Source organism: Alkalimonas collagenimarina, from assembly GCF_030717845.1.
Classification (GTDB): Bacteria; Pseudomonadota; Gammaproteobacteria; order Enterobacterales; family Alteromonadaceae; genus Alkalimonas; species Alkalimonas collagenimarina.
Genome location: NZ_JAUZVZ010000005.1, coordinates 36195 through 55328, shown reverse-complemented (window position 1 = coordinate 55328; position 19134 = coordinate 36195). Strand labels below are relative to the sequence as shown.

The following is a 19134-nucleotide window of genomic DNA, read 5'->3' as shown; positions in this document are numbered from 1 at the left end:
ATGCCCAGCCTGCTTAGCCAGCTTCGCGCACTCAACCCGGATATTCGCCAGTACTTGCTGGTCACTGGCAATTACTGGGCCTTTACTCTGACCGATGGCGCCTTGCGTATGCTGGTGGTGCTGTACTTTTACAGTCTGGGCTATGGCGCGCTTAGCATTGCCATGTTGTTTGTGTTTTATGAGTTCTTTGGTGTCGTCACCAATTTGGTAGGCGGCTGGCTCGGGGCTCGCATTGGTTTGAATAAAACCATGAACATCGGGCTGTTTTTACAAATTGTGGCGCTATCGATGTTGCTGCTGCCAGCTGAGTACTTAATTGTGCCCTGGGTGATGGCAGCACAGGCGCTCTCAGGTATTGCCAAAGATCTGAATAAGATGAGTGCCAAAAGTAGCATTAAGCTGTTGGTCAGCGATGGGCAGCAAGGCACCTTGTACAAGTGGGTCGCCATTTTAACCGGCTCGAAAAATGCGCTGAAAGGGGTTGGTTTCTTTTTGGGTGGTGCCCTGCTGGCTTTATTTGGTTTCTGGTGGGCGATTTTGCTGATGGCCATCGCGCTCACACTGGTTTGGCTACTCAGTCTGAAGCTGTTGAAGCGTGATCTTGGTAAAAGCAAAGCCAAAGCCAAATTTCGCGATATGCTGTCAAAAAGCCGCGCCATTAACTTATTGTCAGCCGCTCGTATGTGTTTATTCGGTGCCCGTGATGTCTGGTTTGTCATTGCCTTGCCGTTATTTTTAGCCAGTCAGTTTGGCTGGAGTCACTGGCAAGTCGGAGGCTTTCTGGCATTGTGGGTGATTGGCTATGGTGCGGTGCAAAGTATCGCTCCCCGGCTGACCGGCAAGCAGCAGGGTAAGGTGCCGGATGGAAAAACTGCCATGCACTGGGCTTTGCTGTTGTGTGCTCTGCCCGCTCTGATCGCGCTCAGCATTCAATTAAACTGGCAGGTTGGCCCGGTGTTGATTTCGGGTTTATTGCTGTTCGGTGCTGTGTTTGCCATCAACTCATCCTTGCACAGCTACCTGATTGTCAGCTACGCTGGCCGCGATGGAGTATCGCTGGATGTTGGCTTTTACTACATGGCCAACGCCATGGGCCGCTTGCTCGGTACGGTGTTATCAGGCTGGCTCTACCAGCAATATGGTCTCGCCACCTGCTTGTGGGTCTCAAGCACCTTGTTGGTCGCGACCGTACTGATTTCTCTGGCGTTGCCCAGACAATCGAGCCAGCCCTCTGTCGCAAAGTAATCACACAATTTATTGCTTGATCTTCGTCAGTTAATCGCTAAAATTACTGTATATATAAACAGTATATTTTAGGTTATGCTCCATGCCGTTTGCCCCTTTTTTTGCCAGTCAACAGCAGCCAGAATGGTTGGGGAGCCCCACTGTCGATAGCGATCGGCGTGCCTTACCGCTGTATTTAAATACCGTCGCAGCGGGCTTCCCTTCCCCAGCGCAGGACTATCTGGAAGGCTGTCTTGATTTACATGAGCTACTAATCAAGCACCCAACCGCCACCTTTTTTGTCCGGGCCCGTGGTGACTCGATGCGCGGTGCTGCTATTTTCGATGGCGATATTTTACTGGTCGATCGCGCCCTGCAGGCGCAGCATCAAGACATTGTGATTGCCAGCGTCGATGGCGATATGACAGTAAAACGGCTGTTGCTCCAGCCACAGCTGACCCTACAAGCGGCTAATCCCAAGTACCCGCCTATGGTGATTGCCGATGGCACCGACTTTGAAGTCTTCGGTGTGGTCAGCAGTATCATTCATCAACTGAAACGCTAGATCATGCACCCCCCTACCAGCACACCACGTTGTTTTGCACTGGTCGATTGCAATAACTTTTATGCTTCATGCGAACGGTTATTCCGACCCGACTTAAAGCAACGGCCGTTGGTAGTGCTCTCCAATAACGATGGCTGCATCATTGCCCGCTGCGCATTGGCTAAGCAATTGCAAATCCCGATGGGGGCTCCCTTGCACCAAGTGAAAGCACTACTGAAGCAGCATCGGGTCGCGGTGTTCTCATCCAACTACGCGCTGTATGGCGATCTGTCTTCGCGGGTGATGCAAACGCTGGAGCAGCTCGCTCCCAAGGTTGAGATTTACTCGATTGATGAAGCCTTTCTGGAGCTATCCGGCGTAGAAGCATGCCAAGACCTAACGGATTTTGGTCAGCATATTCGTCAGACCATCCAACAGCAGCTGGGCTTACCAGTCTGTGTCGGTATTGGCCCCAGTAAAACGCTGGCCAAACTCGCCAATCACGCGACCAAAAAGTACCCGCAATTTGCTGGAGTGCTGGACCTTAGTGATGTGCATAAACGACTGCATGTGCTGGCACGGGTACCAGTGCACGATGTGTGGGGCGTTGGCCGCAAACTGGCCGAGCGGTTGCAGGCCATGGAGATCCAGACTGCTCTGCAACTGGCCAGAGCCTGCCCTCAACAGATCCGCAAAAAATTCTCTGTGGTGCTGGCGCGCACCATCAATGAGCTAAACGGCACGGCCTGCCTGACACTCGATGAGGTGCAAGAGCCGAAACAGCAAATCATTAGCAGCCGCAGCTTTGGTCAGCGGGTGCTAGATAAAGCGTCCATGCAGCAAGCCATTACTCTGTACATCAGTCGAGCGGCCGAAAAACTACGCAGCCAACACAGCTATGCCCGTCAATTAACCCTGTTTCTGCGTACCAGTCGCTTTCAAAGCCAGGATCCATTTTATGGCAACTCTGTCAGTATTCATTTACCGGCTCCCACCGCAGATACCCGCCATTTATTGCAAGCAGCGATGCCCTTGCTTGATCAACTCTGGCGCAACGGCTATCGTTATGCCAAAGCTGGTGTGGTACTGAGCGATTTATGCGAAGCCAGTGGCCTGCAAACCAGTTTTTTTGCCCCTGCGCCTTCTGAACGCAGTGAGCAACTCATGGCGCTGGTCGATCAACTGAACCAACGGCAACGAGGCAGCGTATTCTTTGCCCGGCAAGGAAAGGATGGCGACTGGCAAATGCAGCGAAAGTTTTTATCACCAGCTTATACCACCCGTTGGGATCAGCTACCAGAAGTTAATTAGACCTGCTTGACATCGCTGTAACGTCTTGACGATCAGCTATGCTTGAAGTAACACAATAAAGAGAAAAACTAATCGCAGCACACAACCGTATATAAATCGGGACACTTCACTAACGGCATAAGGAGTTCAACATGCCTTTGTTTCGCCAGAAAGCCTACCAAATTGCTTTGTATGTCAATGGTGGCTTATTGATGCTCGCCTTTTTACTCGCATTTATACACAACACATGGCTGCTGGCTTTGTTGATTGGTGTGCCAGCTCTTTTGATTCCTTTAATGCTGAAACAAAGTCTGGGCGATCACCCGTTAGCCCGAATTTCGTATGGCATCAGTTTCATGCTGTTCTGTGCCTTGCATATCCAGCAGAGCATGGGCATGACCGAAGTTCACTTCGGTATCTTTGTGTTGCTGGCCATTTTAATTGCCTTTCGAGACTGGCTGGTGATATTGATGGCAGCGACAGTCATTGCCGTTCATCACTTGCTATTCATGTATTTGCAGGCTAGCGGCCAACCGGTGTATCTGGTGCCTGAATCGGATGCAACCTTTCGCATTGTCATGATCCATGCAGCTTATGTGGTAGTCGAAGCGGTGGTGTTAATGCTGATCTGTCGCTACAGCTTACGAGAAGCACAAATAGGCCAATTCTTTTTGGACAGCTCGGTACACATGCTGGACAAACAAGGGAAAATAAACTTAAACATCAACAAACCAATCGTGCAATCATCACTGATTAATCGCTTCACCGGTGTCATAGGGACCATGCAAAGTACCATACAAACCATCGATAGTGCGGCTGAAAGAATGAATCAAGGCTCTTCTCAACTAATGCAAGAAGGGAGCGCTTTGACCGATGGAATGGCACAACAAATGACTGAAGTTGAACGCATTGCATCTGCCACGGAACAAATGTCTGCCAGCATTCGCGAGCTTGCTGAATTATCCACACAGGTGGTGTCATTAGCACAGCTTTCAGATGATGCAGCAAGCTCAGGCCAATCATCGATTGAAACCACCATCAATACCATTCAAACCCTATCCGACAACCTGACTGAATCGCGCCATAAGGTTCATAGCATGGCTGAGTCGACCAATGAAATTAAAGGCGTATTGGATGTCATTCAAGCCATCGCAGAACAGACGAATTTATTGGCTCTCAATGCTGCGATAGAAGCCGCACGTGCTGGTGAGCAAGGCCGTGGTTTTGCTGTGGTTGCCGATGAAGTTAGAACACTAGCATCAAGAACCAATAAGTCTACCGATGAAATAAAGAATATGATTGGCCGAATGATTGAAGCAAGCAAACAATCTGTTGAAGCGGTTGATATCTGCCTTGGTCAATTGGATCAAACCAGAGACAGTGCATCCAATAGTGGTAAGCAGCTCAGCATTATCCTGCAACAAGTCACCGAAGTAGTGCAGTCGGCCAACATCATGTCTTCTACCTTGCAACAACAAGGGGAAGCCAGTCAGGAGATCGCTGAATCGACCCAACATTTAAGTGGCATGGCAAGCGAGCAGCAACAGCAAGGCCAGAAAGTGTTGCATATCGCTAAAGATGTACAAGAGCAGACGCTGGTGCTGAATGAAGAAGTCAGCCGCTTTAGCAGAGCCTCACGATGAAAGTGATCGTCGCCTCTTTACTGATGATCAGCTGGCTACTCGGCAGTGGCTGGCTGTTGTGGCTGGATCAACAAGCTTTATTCGGTGAGTTCGATCCAAACCGTCAGTGGCAGCATGCGCCACTGACGATGGCTCAGTTATCTGGGTTGAGTGTGGAGACTGCCGACAACACCTTAATTCATGTACAAAACCCAGCCTGCCGCTGCCATAACGAGCACAGCAACCATATTCAGCAATTGCAGCAGCAATACCCGGATATTCAACATGTAAAAGTGTCAATACAGCAATTGGCAGAGCATGGAATACACCTGCCAGCCGCGCCGATGACCATCTGGCTACAACCAGAGCAATTGCGCTATGCTGGTCCCTATAGTGCGGGCGCTAGCTGTGGTCAGGGTGGTAATCTACTCGAACCGCTGCTAGCGGGAGATATAGCGCTAGCAGGCAGTTGGCTGAATAGTGAAACCAGTAGCTGTCGATGCCTAAATAGCTAAGCACCCAACATAAACTAACAAAACATATCTGGCCAACACACAAGATTTATTCTACCAGAACAACAGGGCGACCATGCTGGCAGCCAGGCAGTAATACAGCATTGGCACCAAGGTATAGCGAATAATGTCGCCCTCCCGGCCACTGAGGTTGACCACACTGGCCGCTGCGACTACATTGACCACACAAATCATATTACCAGCATTAGCACCAAGCAACTGCAGCCCCAGCACCAACGTTTCAGGTAAGCCCGCTTCAGTGGCAACGGTTTGCTGAAAAGAGGCAAACATCATATTGGAAAAGGTCGCTGATCCGGCCAAAAAAGAGCCCAAAGCGCCGACCAGAGGCGCCACCCACAACCAATAGTCGGCCAGATGCAGCGCGGCCACTTGTGCCAGTTCAAACGGCATGGCAGCAAGGCCTGCTTCATTGACACCAGATTGCAGAAAAATTCGTACCATCGGCACCGAGGCCATCAGTGCTATGGTAGCAGGCCCGAGCCGGGCTAAACTATCTCGCCCAGCTTGTTGCAGGCAACTGAGCGGGCTTTTGTGCAGCCACAAAGTCAGCAGTGCAACCAACACAAACAAGGAACCGGGTAAATACAAAGGCGCCAGACTGGCGCTGATGTTAGTGCCCAAAATCTCTGGCCAGCGCCACACCATCGCATTTAACCACCCTTGCAATGGCAACTGTGGCACCCGGCTTAACACTAAAAGCACCGCCACCAGTACATAAGGCATCCAGGCGCGCCATAGGGGCATGCCTTGGCCTACAGCAACCTCACGCTGCAGATTTTCACTTTGGATTTTATCTTCAGCAGAAAAGTACCATGGCTCTTTTGGTAAAAGAATATGATAACGCGCCAAAGTACTCATCAGTGCCAGCCCCACCAGAGCACCTAAAATGGATGGAAACTCAGGGCCCAATGCCCAGGCCACCCCATAAGCCGGCACAGTAAAAGCCAGACCACCAATCACAGCAAAAGGTGCCAGCTGCAATGCTGGCAGCCAGCTTTTTTCTTCGCTGAAAAAGCGGGTTAACACCAAACATAAGATCAGTGGCAACATGGAGGCCACAAGCACATCGATACCAATGGCGGTTAAAGCAATAGCACGCAGGCCCTCGGCAGTAGCCCCGTCCATGCCTTGGGCAATCCCTACCAGTACAGGTGTGCCTACCGCACCAAAGGAGACGCTGCTGGAATCAGCAATCAACGCCAATACTACGGCCGCCAGTGGCGAAAAGCCCAGCGCAACCAGTAAAGGAGCCGCAATCGCTGCTGGGGTACCAAACCCTGCAGCACCTTCCAAAAAACTAACAAAGAGCCAGCCAATTAAAATGGTTTGCACTCGCCTGTCTGGCGAGAGCTTGGCAAAGCCAGACCGGATCACATCCAGCCCGCCGCTGTGCCGCAGCACATTGAGCAGCAAAATAGCACCAAACACGATCCACAAAATGCTGAGTGCGATCACGCTGCCCTCCAGCATTGCAGCCAGCAGCTGACGCAGCGGCATTTGCCAGACCCAGAGTGCCAGTAAAGCCGAAACCAGCAAGCTAAGCGGCATGGCGCGGGTGGCAGGTAAACGCAGCACCACCAGCAGCACAAACACACTGAGCACTGGCATTAAGGCTGTTAACCACTGCAATGACGTCATGCTGGGAGACCTTGCCGAAAACTGAGCTGGCTACTGGTTGCTAACATGCCTTAACGGTCACGCTGATCAAGAAAACCATACTGCTGCGCCACCCGGTCAAAATACTGCAGACACTCTTTGGCATACTGCCGTTTCTCCACATAGTTGCCGGGAAAAAAGCTTTTTTTAAAGCCGTACGCCACCATGTCTTTTAACCGCTTAAATGGAATATCAAAATGATCCAATGCCAATTGATACTCCTGACTCAACGTCGTATTTGACACCAGCCGATTATCGGTGCAAATCACCGTGGCCATGCGATGCTTGAGCATCTGGCCAAACGGATGCTGTCGAATATCGGCAATAGATGGATTGGTTTGCAGATTGCTGGTTAAGCAGACTTCAATGGCAATGCGTTTATCTGCCATAAAGGAAGCCAGTCGCTGACTGTAGGCTTCCGGGTCGGTAATATCTTTATGCTGGATGCGCTCGGGCAGAAATAACGAATAGCCGTGACCAATGCGATCAGCATGACACTCTGCAATGGCTTCAAACACACTTTCGGCGCCATAAGCTTCACCGGCATGCACCGTTTTCAGCAAAAAGTGCTGATGCGCATAGTCATAGACCTCTTTAAATTTACTGGCTGGGTAGCCTGCTTCCTGCCCCGCCAAGTCTAAACCAACGATGGGCAAACCGGCTTCATCTCTCAGCCGCACACTGGCGCGTACCAGCTCCATAGCCGCCAACTTGATCACTTGCATCGGCTCGAAATCACGCATCAATTGAAACAGCTGATCGTAATACGGCGAAAAACCATGAGCAGCAAACATCCGCATGGCACAGTTGATGATGCCATAGCGAAAAGCTGGTTTGCCTTGCTCTAACACAGCGGCTGAACGGTTGTACTCTTGCTGCCCTTTATTCAAACCTGCATTGACGGCATGCATTACGGTGTCAAAATCCAGACCTCGGGATAAATCCATCACTAACTGTGGTGCAAAACGCACCTCAATGTAATTGACCCCTTCAGCCTGATTATCCAGTGCCAGCTCATAAGCAGCTTGTTGCAAGTGATCAGCATCTCGTAACACGGCACAGGTGTACTGAAAGCCACGTAAGTACTCACCCAAGTTTTGATAAGCAGGCTTGAATACCTCGCTCTGCATGCCCTCAACGGTATCTGCAGGGAGTGCAACCTTTAACGCTTTTGCCATAGAGAGTAGAGAATCGAGCCGAAGACTGCCATCCAGGTGTAAATGAAGATCGGCTTTGGGCATAGCGCGAATAAAATCCGCGGAATAACGAGGCATAACAATATCCTGCAACCAACAATTGCTGTAAGTGTAGCTGGAATTCCCCTGAGCCAAAAGAAAAGAGACCAGTCACATACGCAACTGGCCTCTGTACGATGGAATAATCAGCAATAGCTTAAGGTTTAGCAACCCAGGCTGCGCACCAGCCTTCATTGGCTACCAGCTTGCCAGGAAAAATAGCGCAAGGACGCCACTCTGCCTCTTCGCCTTGGATCAGATTGCAATTATGGCAATACTGACCTTCAACTTCCGATTCATGCACATAACGCATAGCAACAGCCAGCGGGTCATCTAACTTTAGCTTTTCAGCAGCGATAGCTCGAAGACTCACTCCTCCAAGGGTCATACCGATTAAACCACCGGCCGATAGCTTTAGAAACTGGCGACGCTTTTCATTGGTGTTAGACATAGTAAAACTCCTGCATTAAGAAAATTTTTTTATAATAGTAACAATATAAAAGTAACGGGCCGGTTTTTAGCGATACAGTACCACCCATAAGTCCTATTGGTATTGTACTGTGCAATCCAGACAATGGATTTGATTCCGCGCAAGGAAATCGACAATCACAGCAACCAAGCATCAGTATAGTCAAGATTTGACCACATTACCGAAGCTCCCAACCCGCTGACTAATCACATAAGACACCATGAACCGGCAGGTTTTACCATAATTCATTGTGGTCAATGGGAGGCAAGACTACAATAGCAACATGCACATCGGTGTGCAAAGCGACGTTAAACTGGATCCACCATGACCACCCTTGAATTAATGCTATTGATGTTACTACTGGTTGCAACCAGCTCTTTTTTCTCTATGTCGGAAATTGCCCTGGCAGCATCGCGGAAAATGCGACTGCGTTTGATGGCATCGGATGGCGACGTTCGAGCCGAAAAAGTACTGCTCCTACAGGAACAACCTGGCAATTTTTTCACCGTGGTGCAAATTGGTCTCAATGCGGTTGCTATATTGGGCGGTATCTTAGGTGAGGCTGCTTTCACTCCACACTTTATTAATCTGCTCAGCCACTTTACCGATGCAAGCTGGGTACCTGTGGTTTCATTCGCTTTATCCGTGTTTGTCATTACCGCCTTGTTTATTTTATTTGCCGATTTAATGCCAAAGCGCTTAGCGATGATTGCGCCAGAAAAAATCGCCGTCCGGGTCGTGCACAGCATGCTTTGGCTTATCTTACTGCTCAAGCCACTGGTTTGGTTATTCAATGGTTTGGCCAATTTTATCTTCAGCGTCTTTCGAGTGCCTACGCTGCGAAAAGATGACATTACACCAGAAGATATTATTGCCATGATGGATGCCGGTGCTCAGGCTGGGGTACTGCAAGTGCAAGAACATCAACTACTGGAAAACGTATTTGATATGGAGTCCCGAACCGTCACCTCCGCAATGACTGCGCGGGAGAGCCTGATCTTTTTTACTCACGATGAATCTCAGGCAGGCATCAAAGCCAAGATTGCCGAGCATCCACACTCTAAGTTTATTGTTTGTGATCAGGTGCTGGACCGGGTGGTAGGTTACGTCGATTCACGCGATATTCTGATGCAGGTGCTCCATGAACAACCCATTTCGTTAAGCAAAGAAGGCATTGTCCGCACCCCGCTCATCATCCCGGATACGCTATCTTTGTATGAAGTGCTGGAGCAATTTAAATCCAGCGGCCTGGATTTCGCTATCATCATGAATGAATACGCGCTGGTGGTCGGTATTATTACCCTTAAAGATGTGATGAGCATCGTGATGGGCGAGCTGGTTCACTCCGATGAAGAACAAATCATCAAGCGGGATCAGGATTCTTGGCTGGTCGAAGGCTTAACGCCGCTGGCTGATGTAATGCGGGTGTTGGCTATCGATAGTTTCCCGCATCCGCAGAACTACGAAACCATCGCTGGTTTTATGATGTACACCCTGAAGAAAATTCCAAAACGCACCGACTTTGTGCTGCATGCTGGCTATAAGTTTGAAGTGGTCGATATCGACAGCTATAAAATCGATCAATTGCTGGTAACTCGCATCGGCACCATCGAACAGCCATTTGATAGCAAAAGTAACCCCACGGAGCCTTGATGAAGACGGATCACAGCTACGCTCGATTACCTGATGGATTTTTCCAACGCTGGCAGCCCACGGCAGTAAAAGCTCCTGAATGGCTTGCATTTAACGACCATTTGGCTAAGCAGCTTGGCTTACCGCCTTCGTCTTGGCACAGTGAGGAAGGCTTGGCTATTTTTGCTGGCAACCAGATACCTGATTGGGCAGAGCCGCTGGCTCAGGCCTATGCGGGCCATCAATTTGGTCAGTACAACCCACGGTTAGGCGATGGCCGGGCCTTGTTGCTGGCCGAAGTCATTACAGACAATGGCCAGCGTTTTGATATTCAGCTCAAAGGATCAGGACCGACGCCCTTCTCTCGTGGTGGTGACGGTCGCTCTCCTGTAGGGCCGGTAATCCGTGAGTATCTGGTTAGCGAAGCCATGCATGTGCTGGGTGTGCCAACCACCCGAGCCTTGGCAGCCGTCACTACCGGCGAAGCCGTCTACCGCGACGATGCCATGCCTGGTGCAGTCCTCAGCAGAGTTGCCAGCAGTCACATTCGTATTGGTACCTTTCAGTTCATAGCTGCTCAAGGCGAACCCGGCGATATCCAACAACTGGCTGATTATGTGATTGAGCGCCATTACCCCGATTGTGCCAATCAGCCAAACCCTTATTTGGCGTTACTGGCACAAGTAGTCAGTAAGCAAGCCGCTTTGGTAGCTCATTGGATGCGGCTTGGCTTTATTCATGGCGTGATGAACACCGACAACACCAGTATCAGTGGTGAAACCATCGACTATGGCCCTTGCGCTTTTCTTGATCAGTACCGGGCTGATAAGGTATTCAGCTCCATCGACCGGCGCGGTCGTTATGCCTACAGCAACCAGCCCCCCATTGCGCTATGGAACCTGGCCCGGCTTGCTGAAAGCCTGTTGTCACTGATCGCTGACGATGAAAAAGTCGCGGTAGAACTAGCCACTGAAGCACTACAGCAGTTTCAGCCACAGTATGAAGCACTGTGGTTACAGCACATGGCCGCCAAACTTGGCATCGCCGAAGCGGTTGCAGCCGACAAAGCGCTGATTGACGACTATCTGGCCTTGCTGGAACAACAAGAGGCAGATTTCACGCTAGCGTTTCGTTACCTGGGCTCTGAGCTAACAGACGAGAATAATGCTATGTGCAGTGCCCTGTTTAACGAGCAGGACAGTTTCGCCAGCTGGCGTCAGCGCTGGTTAGAGCGGTTAGCTCAGCAAGGACAGGATAACAAGACAGTTGCCGCACGGATGGATCAGATCAATCCACTGTTGATCCCGCGCAATCACCTTATCGCACAAGCCATTCAGCACGCCGAAGATAACGGCGATTTAAGGTTGTTTAATCGCCTGCATAAGGCCTGGCAAACACCCTTTTCCAGCTCAGCGGACACAGATCTAATCGCGCCACCGAAACCACAGGAAGTGGTGCAGCGCACTTTTTGTGGTACTTAAGTCGCTTAAAACAATAAACCCTGCCAAAGGCTGACCTTGGCAGGGCTTATTAAGCGCGATACAGCCTATTACTGGCCTTTAATCTCACTGCGTCCGTTGTAAACGGCTTTGTCGCCCAGCTCTTGCTCGATGCGCAGTAACTGGTTGTATTTTGCGACGCGATCTGAGCGGCACAGCGAGCCGGTTTTGATTTGACCGGCGGCAGTACCTACCGCCAGATCAGCGATAAAGGCGTCTTCAGTTTCACCGCTTCGATGCGAAATCACTGCCGTAAAGCCAGCGTCTTTCGCCATTTTAATGGCGGCCAGAGTTTCGGTAAGCGAGCCAATCTGGTTGAACTTGATTAAGATCGAGTTACCGATGCCTTCTTCAATACCACGGGTCAGAATTTTGGTGTTGGTTACGAACAGGTCATCACCCACCAGCTGCACATGATTACCGATTTTGGTCGTCAGGTCTTTCCAGCCTTCCCAGTCACTTTCATCAAGACCATCTTCAATCGAAACGATGGGATACTTGTGTGTTAAATCCGCCAGAAAATCATTAAAGCCAAATGAGTCAAAGCTTTTGCTCTCACCGGCCAGCACATACATACCGTCTTTGTAGAATTCAGTCGCCGCGCAGTCCAGTGCCAGCGTGATGTCTTTATTCATCTCATAACCAGCCGCTTTGACCGCTTCAACAATCACAGCCAAGGCTTCTTCGTTTGATTTCAGATCCGGTGCAAAACCACCTTCATCACCTACCGCCGTATTCAAACCACGTTGCTGCAGTTCTTTTTTCAGCTGATGGAAGATTTCAGCTCCCATCCGTAGCGCTTCTTTAAAGCTTTTAGCGCCCACCGGTTGGATCATAAACTCCTGAATATCGACATTATTATCCGCATGCTCACCACCATTGATAATATTCATCATTGGTACTGGCATCGAATACTGGCCAGCTGTGCCATTTAGCTCAGCAATATGTTGATACAGTGGGATTTTTTTATCGGCTGCAGCGGCACGAGCCACCGCCAGCGATACGGCCAGAATGGCATTAGCACCTAGTTTGCTTTTGCTTTCGGTGCCATCGAGTTCGATCATAGTACGGTCGATTTCGGCTTGGTTTTGCGCGTTTTTCCCAACTAAAGCAGCCTGAATTGGCCCTTCAATGTTGGCCACCGCCTGAGTGACACCTTTGCCCAAATAACGGCTTTTATCGCCATCACGTAACTCTAATGCTTCGCGCGAGCCGGTTGAAGCACCAGAGGGTGCACAGCCACGACCCATAACGCCGCTGGTTAAAATCACATCCGCTTCCACGGTTGGGTTGCCGCGAGAATCCATAATTTCCCGAGCGATGATTTTTGCAATGTCAGACATAATTCAGTTCCCTGTATAAAGCAAAAAGGCCGTGTTGATAAAGCACGGCCTGTTTAAGTTAATCGCGTTGTTGTTTCTGGTATTGATAAGTGGCCGCCACAAAACCTTCAAACAGCGGGTGGCCATCCCGAGGGGTCGAGCAGAATTCCGGATGGAATTGACTGGCGACAAACCAAGGGTGTGTAGGGATTTCTATCATTTCAACGAGTTGATTATCGGCAGATAACCCGGATACTACCAGGCCTGCTTCTTTTAATTGAGGTAAAAAATGATTATTGACCTCGTAGCGGTGGCGATGACGTTCCTGAATAACATCTTTGCCGTAGGTTGCCCGGGCTTTAGTGTTGGCTACCAGATTGCACGACTGGCTGCCCAATCGCATGGTGCCACCCAGGTCAGAACTTTCGGAGCGAACTTCTACCGCTCCGTCGGCATCCAGCCATTCGGTGATCAAGCCCACCACAGGATGGCTACTGGCTTTATTAAACTCAGTCGAATGGGCATCCTCCATCCCTGCAACATGGCGGGCAAACTCAATCAACGCCACCTGCATGCCTAAACAAATACCCAAGTAGGGTACATTGTTTTCCCGAGCATACTGCGCTGCTTTGATCTTGCCTTCGACACCACGCTCACCAAAGCCGCCCGGAACCAGAATACCATCCAGTCCCGATAAAATAGCCGTGCCTTTGCTTTCGACATCTTGCGAATCGATGTACTTGATATTAACCGTCACCCGATTTTTTAAACCGGCATGGCCCAAGGCTTCATTCACCGACTTGTAGGCATCCGGTAATTCAACATATTTACCAACCATACCAATGGTCACTTCGCCAGTCGGGTTGGACTCTTGATACAACACTTGCTCCCACTCGCTCAGATCGGCTTGCGGGCAATCAATATGGAAGCGGCGTACCACTAAATCATCCAAACCCTGCGATTTCAGCAAGGCAGGAATTTGATAAATACTGGATACATCTTTCAGGCCAATAACTGCTTTTTCTTCCACATTAGTAAAGAGGGCAATTTTAGCGCGTTCATTAGAAGGAATAGAGCGATCAGAACGGCACACCAGGATGTCGGGCTGAATACCAATGGAGCGTAACTCTTTCACCGAATGTTGCGTTGGCTTGGTTTTAATTTCACCGGCAGTACCCAAGTAAGGAACCAGCGTCAGGTGCATAAATAAGGTGCGCTCACGACCGACTTCAGTGGCTAGTTGGCGGATAGCTTCTAAAAATGGCAAGGATTCAATATCGCCGACAGTACCACCGATTTCAACAATGGCAATATCATGACCTTCAGCACCAGCAACAATACGGGATTTAATTTCATTGGTAATATGCGGGATCACCTGAATGGTGGCCCCCAGGTAATCACCACGCCGCTCACGACGCAAGACATCAGCATAAACCCGGCCTTGGGTGAAGTTATTGCGCTTCGACATCTTGGTGCGGATAAAGCGCTCGTAATGGCCTAAATCCAGATCGGTTTCTGCACCGTCTTCTGTCACATAGACTTCACCATGCTGGATTGGGCTCATGGTGCCCGGGTCCAGGTTAATGTAAGGGTCCAGTTTCAGGATAGTCACGCTCAAACCACGCGCTTCAAGGATGGCGGCCAGTGAAGCTGCTGCAATGCCTTTCCCAAGGGAGGATACAACCCCGCCCGTCACAAAAATATACCGTGTAGTCATGAGACCCCTAGACGATGTTAATGAAAGCTAAGATAACCAGTTTTGCACGACCACCAGCAACGACAAAATCACCCAAACGCATGGGTGTAGCTGATGATGGAAAATGGTATCAGGACGGGAGGAAAGTATAGCAAAGGATCTGCCGTCACTCAATGCTGTTGCAGGGGAAATCGACAGCATATCAACTGACAGTACCGTCAGAACCTAAGGCACAAGAATTTGAATGTCTTGATTACTGTTAATCAAGTCCAGTTCGCCTTTCTTAAAGAGCTCAAAAATATCAAAGTGCGCCACCGGTGCTTGCTGTTGTAAGGGGCAACCACTGGTCATGTGTTGTACTTCAGGTTTCTGTAAACCAGAAAGCGCAATAGCCTGACCTTCCTCCTCAGAGACAATCAGCAGCTCATCCAAAAAACTGGCCTTTCCAAAGTGGTTATCTCTGAAATACGTGGAGTAAAAGGTGAAATTACTGTCGTGTGTTTTATGCCGAAGCAATAATACCTGCGTCTCCCCTGAGCGATTCAGCTCTGCGTAGTAAGCAATATTTGTCCCATCGTATGTCGTAAATAAAATGGATGCAGGGCTCCAACTTTCGATACATGCCTCATCAACTTGATTACGATATACAAAATCTGAGCCCGAAATCTTTTCAAATCGTTCAGGAATAATCCATTGGCACCCCATATATGTGGACTGATCAGCGGACAACGCCAAAGAAAAAAAAGAAGTGAGATAAAGCAAGATGCTTAATACTTTCATGGCTTAAGTTCTCGGATAATATTTCTATCAAAATAATGGATCGTTTCTATCCGGCAAACAGAGTTACACTCCCACCATACCGCAGTTGCCATAGGATACTGGCTCGCAACGGCCGTAGGCCCCAAGACTTTTGTAACCAAGCCAACCCCTCCTGCATATGAACCAGAGATAATAATCGGTGTTTGGGCTTGAATAAAATCGGCAGCCAGAAGTTCAATAGCAAGATTTCTCAGCAAACCCACCTGTCTATTTAATTGACGTTCTAGCTGTTGATCATTAAACCTAGCTGTGCTAAATCCTTGCCAAAGTAACTGTTGCCTAAAATCGGCAGGACTCATTTTTAAAAGCCGATTCATTTCAGCTACTGTTGCATTTCGCATTCTGGCAGCAGTAACTCTGTTTATTGTAGTAGAAGAGTCTTCAAGACTGGCTTTCGCGATTTCGGCCTTTTTTCGCTCTTTGTTGCTTAGCCTTGGCGTAACCGCAGCACCACCTACCAAAACATTTAATGTAGCCATAAACAAACATCCATGTAATTAATATTTCGTAAATATATCAATGTGAAATATAAAATCAACAAAAATAACATTCAGTCTCTGCTCTTAACCTGTTGCCACAAAGTATCCATTTCCAACAGATCGCTTTGCTGCGGTGTTTTATCCAGCTTGTTAAGCTCACCTTCTACGGCCCGAAAACGCCGTTCAAATTTTAGGTTGGCTTTGCGTAACACCGTTTCCGGTTCTAATTTGTATTTGCGGATCACATTCACCAGCGCAAACATCAAATCGCCCAGCTCTTCTTCCAATTCGGGGCTGTCATCTGGCAGCTGTTCTACTTCGGTAATTTCTTCTTTTACTTTATCCCAGGCCCCTGCTACGTCCGGCCAGTCAAAGCCGACATTGGCGCAGCGCTTTTGCAGTTTGTACGCCCGGCTCAGTGCCGGCATGGCCGGGGGGATGTTATCCAGTACACTGTGTTGACCTGTGGCTTTACGTTCCTCACTTTTCAACGCTTCCCAGTTTTTCAGGACCTGCTCGGCATCGCTGGCAGTACCATCGGCAAACACATGAGGATGACGGCGCACCAGCTTATCGCATATCGCATGCACGCAATCGTTAAACTGAAAACGGCCTTCTTCGCTGGCGATCTGAGCATAAAACACCACCTGAAACAGCAAATCGCCCAGCTCATCTTTTAACTCATCAAAGTTTTGCCGCTCAATGGCATCGGCCACTTCATAAGCTTCTTCCAGCGTATAAGGCACGATGCTGCTGTAGGTCTGTTTAATATCCCAAGGGCAGCCACTTTCCGGGTGTCGAAGCTTTGCCATAATGGCCAATAAGTCATCAAGTTGGTAAGACACGTATTATCCTGTTGCTTGTTTATCTGAAGAGTTGCTTGCACCACTTTTGCAGCGCTTGGCTTCGAGCACATCATTTACCTGACTGATTTTACTCAATAACTTATTCAGTGAATCCTGATTGTACAGCTCCAATGTCATGGTGATGAGTACGCTTTGTTCCTTGATATTCGAATGGCTGTTCATCTGCGTCACATTGGCTTTTTCATTGGCCAGAATACTGGTGATGTCTCGTAACAGCCCATTACGGTCGTTGGCCAGAATGCGAATATCGACGGCATAACCCGAGTTGTATTGATCGCCCCAATTGGCATCCACCACCCGCTCAGGGTGCTGCGATTCCATCAGTTTGAATTGATCACAATCATCGCGGTGCACGGCAATTCCACGGCCCTGCGTGATGTAACCGACAATAGGATCACCTGGTAATGGCTGACAACAACCGGCCATATGGGTCAATAAGTTTCCGACGCCTTGCACCACTACATCGCTCTGTGCTTTGTTGGTTGATGCCGGGCGCTGCTTCAGCCGTGGGTCTATTTCCTGCTCTGCCGTTTTCGGCTGCTGACTCTGCAGATAATGCACCACCTGCGTCAATTTGATATCACCACCGCCAATACCAACCAGCAATTCATCCATACTATTGATATTAAATCGTTGTAGCACCTTGGTCGGGTGCTCCATCGGTAGATTCAACTTGGATAACTCGTTATCCAATAGCTCTCTGCCAGCAGCCAGATTTTTGTCTTTATCTTGCTGGCGAAACCAATACTGCACTTTCGAGCGGGCCCGGCTTGATTTGAGATAGCCCAGATGCGGGTTCAACCAGTCGCGGCTCGGGTTTTGCTCACGGCCGGTGAGTATTTCGACTTGATCGCCCGTTTTCAGTTGATAGGTAAAGGGTACAATACGGCCGGATATTTTGGCACCAATACAACGGTGGCCGACACTGGAATGAACGTAATAGGCAAAGTCGAGCGGCGTTGCTCCCAGCGGCATATCAACAATATCGCCCTTTGGCGTAAAGACATACACCCGGTCTTCCGTCACCTGATTGCGCAGTTCTTCCGCGAGATCGGCGCTATCAACCACCTCTTCCTGCCATTGCAATAACTTGCGCAACCAACCGATTTTTTCATCGTAGCCTTCCCTGCCCTGCGATGGCCCTTCTTTGTATTTCCAATGCGCTGCTACGCCCAGTTCGGCATCTTCATGCATTTGTCGGGTACGAATTTGAATTTCTACCGCCCGACCCTGGGGCCCAATCACCACTGTGTGGATCGATTGATAGCCGTTTTGCTTTGGCGTAGCGATGTAATCATCAAACTCGGTCGGTAAATGCCGCCAGGATGTATGCACTAAGCCCAAAGCGGCATAACAATCCTGTACTTTCTGTGTCACGATGCGAACGGCGCGCAGATCATACAGCTGATCAAAGGCCAGATGCTTTTTCTGCATTTTTTTCCAGATGCTGAAGATATGCTTTGGCCGGCCATACACTTCGGCTTGCAGATCAGCATCCAGCATTTTTCGTTCGACTTGAGCGACAAAATCCAGCATAAACTGCTCTCGATCAAGCCGTTTCTCTTCCAGTAAACAGGCAATTTGTTTGTACAGTTGCGGGTGCAGATAGCGAAATGCCAAGTCTTCCAGTTCCCACTTGATCTGACCAATACCAAGGCGGTTGGCCAGCGGAGCGAAAATGGCATTGGTTTCTTTGGCAGCCAGGACACGGGTTTCTTCATCGGCATTTTTGACATTACGTAGCTCGCAGATCTGACTGGCCAGTTTGATCACCACGGCCCGAACATCTTCCACCATCGCCAGCAGCATACGACGCAAATTGTCCGCTTGTTGTGGCTGCAGTGTCTGGTGAGCCCCAATCGGAATGCTGCGGATCGCTTCCATTTGCTTGACCGCCAACAACATCGGCAACACCGCTTCGGGGAAATAGGTCTCGATTTGCTCGGCAGAAAGCACATCACCATCGAACAACGGAAATAACAATGCAGCCAGTAGCGCATCTTTATCCATCCGTAAATCGGCAAGGATCTCCACCATTTCCCAGCCATCCCGAATATCCGCGCTATGGTCAGCCAATGGTTGCTCAGCCAGCCAGGCTTCCGCTGCCAACAAGGCATCAATTTTTAACTCTGACAATCTCAGAGCCGTTAATCTGGCCAAGGTTTCTGTGCTGTCTGTCCGATGCGCATGGCGAACGGTAACCATTATTCTCCCCTCGTGGTGTTCTACAGGTTTTGTACTCTTTGTT

16 protein-coding genes are annotated in these 19134 nt (G+C 49.4%); 7 read left to right on the top strand and 9 right to left on the bottom strand.

Annotated elements, in window-relative coordinates; all coding sequences use genetic code 11:
* From arsJ to Q3O60_RS04425, 5 genes are all read left to right on the top strand, one after another.
* Positions 1–1245: an organoarsenical effux MFS transporter ArsJ gene (gene arsJ / locus Q3O60_RS04445; protein WP_305892708.1), complete on the top strand. Its 1245-nt coding sequence runs from the start codon at positions 1–3 to the stop codon at positions 1243–1245.
* An 82-nt stretch (positions 1246–1327) separates the two neighbouring features.
* Complete coding sequence (gene umuD / locus Q3O60_RS04440) at positions 1328–1789, top strand: translesion error-prone DNA polymerase V autoproteolytic subunit (RefSeq protein WP_305892707.1); 462 nt, start codon at positions 1328–1330, stop codon at positions 1787–1789.
* A 3-nt stretch (positions 1790–1792) separates the two neighbouring features.
* On the top strand, positions 1793–3079 hold the full coding sequence (umuC, locus tag Q3O60_RS04435; RefSeq protein ID WP_305892706.1) for a translesion error-prone DNA polymerase V subunit UmuC: 1287 nt from the start codon (positions 1793–1795) through the stop codon (positions 3077–3079).
* 131 nt (positions 3080–3210) lie between these two features.
* Entirely contained in the window at positions 3211–4701 is a 1491-nt protein-coding gene (locus tag Q3O60_RS04430; RefSeq protein ID WP_305892705.1) for a methyl-accepting chemotaxis protein, read from the top strand.
* Positions 4698–5195: a DUF6436 domain-containing protein gene (locus Q3O60_RS04425; protein WP_305892704.1), complete on the top strand. Its 498-nt coding sequence runs from the start codon at positions 4698–4700 to the stop codon at positions 5193–5195. Before Q3O60_RS04430 ends, Q3O60_RS04425 begins: the two co-directional genes overlap by 4 nt.
* Before the next feature lie 51 nt (positions 5196–5246).
* On the opposite strand, the gene Q3O60_RS04420 is transcribed toward Q3O60_RS04425, so the two are convergent.
* The 3 genes from Q3O60_RS04420 to Q3O60_RS04410 all read right to left on the bottom strand — a co-directional run bounded on the left by Q3O60_RS04420 (position 5247) and on the right by Q3O60_RS04410 (position 8555).
* Entirely contained in the window at positions 5247–6851 is a 1605-nt protein-coding gene (locus tag Q3O60_RS04420) for an L-lactate permease (protein WP_305892703.1), read from the bottom strand.
* A 50-nt stretch (positions 6852–6901) separates the two neighbouring features.
* Entirely contained in the window at positions 6902–8143 is a 1242-nt protein-coding gene (locus tag Q3O60_RS04415) for an adenosine deaminase family protein (protein ID WP_305892702.1), read from the bottom strand.
* A gap of 118 nt (positions 8144–8261) precedes the next feature.
* A complete protein-coding gene (locus Q3O60_RS04410; protein WP_305892701.1) occupies positions 8262–8555 on the bottom strand; it encodes a high-potential iron-sulfur protein in 294 nt (97 codons plus the stop codon).
* A 342-nt stretch (positions 8556–8897) separates the two neighbouring features.
* Between Q3O60_RS04410 and paeA the strand changes: the two genes are divergently transcribed.
* The gene (gene paeA / locus Q3O60_RS04405) at positions 8898–10226 is read left to right on the top strand and encodes a polyamine export protein PaeA (RefSeq protein WP_305892700.1); all 1329 of its coding nucleotides are present in this window, start codon (positions 8898–8900) and stop codon (positions 10224–10226) included.
* On the top strand, positions 10226–11686 hold the full coding sequence (locus Q3O60_RS04400; RefSeq protein ID WP_305892699.1) for a protein adenylyltransferase SelO: 1461 nt from the start codon (positions 10226–10228) through the stop codon (positions 11684–11686). The genes paeA and Q3O60_RS04400 overlap by 1 nt, the downstream gene beginning before the upstream one ends.
* Positions 11687–11754: 68 nt before the next feature.
* Here Q3O60_RS04400 and eno read toward each other — a convergent pair whose 3' ends face one another.
* The 6 genes from eno to relA all read right to left on the bottom strand — a co-directional run bounded on the left by eno (position 11755) and on the right by relA (position 19091).
* Complete coding sequence (gene eno, locus Q3O60_RS04395; RefSeq protein ID WP_305892698.1) at positions 11755–13047, bottom strand: phosphopyruvate hydratase; 1293 nt, start codon at positions 13045–13047, stop codon at positions 11755–11757.
* Positions 13048–13105: 58 nt separating this feature from the next.
* Entirely contained in the window at positions 13106–14743 is a 1638-nt protein-coding gene (gene pyrG, locus Q3O60_RS04390; RefSeq protein ID WP_305892697.1) for a CTP synthase, read from the bottom strand.
* A 204-nt stretch (positions 14744–14947) separates the two neighbouring features.
* Entirely contained in the window at positions 14948–15502 is a 555-nt protein-coding gene (locus Q3O60_RS04385) for a hypothetical protein (protein ID WP_305892696.1), read from the bottom strand.
* Positions 15499–16020, bottom strand: coding sequence for a hypothetical protein (locus Q3O60_RS04380; protein ID WP_305892695.1), 522 nt, complete (start codon positions 16018–16020; stop codon positions 15499–15501). The genes Q3O60_RS04385 and Q3O60_RS04380 overlap by 4 nt, the downstream gene beginning before the upstream one ends.
* Positions 16021–16091: 71 nt before the next feature.
* Entirely contained in the window at positions 16092–16865 is a 774-nt protein-coding gene (gene mazG, locus Q3O60_RS04375) for a nucleoside triphosphate pyrophosphohydrolase (protein WP_305892694.1), read from the bottom strand.
* 3 nt (positions 16866–16868) lie between these two features.
* Positions 16869–19091 carry a GTP diphosphokinase gene (relA, locus tag Q3O60_RS04370; RefSeq protein WP_305892693.1) on the bottom strand — a complete coding sequence of 741 codons (2223 nt, stop codon included), beginning with the start codon at positions 19089–19091 and terminating at the stop codon, positions 16869–16871.
* Between the last annotated feature and the right edge of the window lie 43 nt (positions 19092–19134).

Coding starts and splice junctions, on each gene's coding strand:
- Q3O60_RS04415 (WP_305892702.1), bottom strand. CDS start 8,143: ATGCCTCGTTATTCCGCGGATTTTATTCGCGCTATGCCCAAAGCCGAT.
- relA (WP_305892693.1), bottom strand. CDS start 19,091: ATGGTTACCGTTCGCCATGCGCATCGGACAGACAGCACAGAAACCTTG.
- Q3O60_RS04380 (WP_305892695.1), bottom strand. CDS start 16,020: ATGGCTACATTAAATGTTTTGGTAGGTGGTGCTGCGGTTACGCCAAGG.
- paeA (WP_305892700.1), top strand. CDS start 8,898: ATGACCACCCTTGAATTAATGCTATTGATGTTACTACTGGTTGCAACC.
- Q3O60_RS04400 (WP_305892699.1), top strand. CDS start 10,226: ATGAAGACGGATCACAGCTACGCTCGATTACCTGATGGATTTTTCCAA.
- Q3O60_RS04420 (WP_305892703.1), bottom strand. CDS start 6,851: ATGACGTCATTGCAGTGGTTAACAGCCTTAATGCCAGTGCTCAGTGTG.
- Q3O60_RS04385 (WP_305892696.1), bottom strand. CDS start 15,502: ATGAAAGTATTAAGCATCTTGCTTTATCTCACTTCTTTTTTTTCTTTG.
- eno (WP_305892698.1), bottom strand. CDS start 13,047: ATGTCTGACATTGCAAAAATCATCGCTCGGGAAATTATGGATTCTCGC.
- umuD (WP_305892707.1), top strand. CDS start 1,328: ATGCCGTTTGCCCCTTTTTTTGCCAGTCAACAGCAGCCAGAATGGTTG.
- umuC (WP_305892706.1), top strand. CDS start 1,793: ATGCACCCCCCTACCAGCACACCACGTTGTTTTGCACTGGTCGATTGC.
- Q3O60_RS04425 (WP_305892704.1), top strand. CDS start 4,698: ATGAAAGTGATCGTCGCCTCTTTACTGATGATCAGCTGGCTACTCGGC.
- Q3O60_RS04410 (WP_305892701.1), bottom strand. CDS start 8,555: ATGTCTAACACCAATGAAAAGCGTCGCCAGTTTCTAAAGCTATCGGCC.
- Q3O60_RS04430 (WP_305892705.1), top strand. CDS start 3,211: ATGCCTTTGTTTCGCCAGAAAGCCTACCAAATTGCTTTGTATGTCAAT.
- arsJ (WP_305892708.1), top strand. CDS start 1: ATGCCCAGCCTGCTTAGCCAGCTTCGCGCACTCAACCCGGATATTCGC.
- pyrG (WP_305892697.1), bottom strand. CDS start 14,743: ATGACTACACGGTATATTTTTGTGACGGGCGGGGTTGTATCCTCCCTT.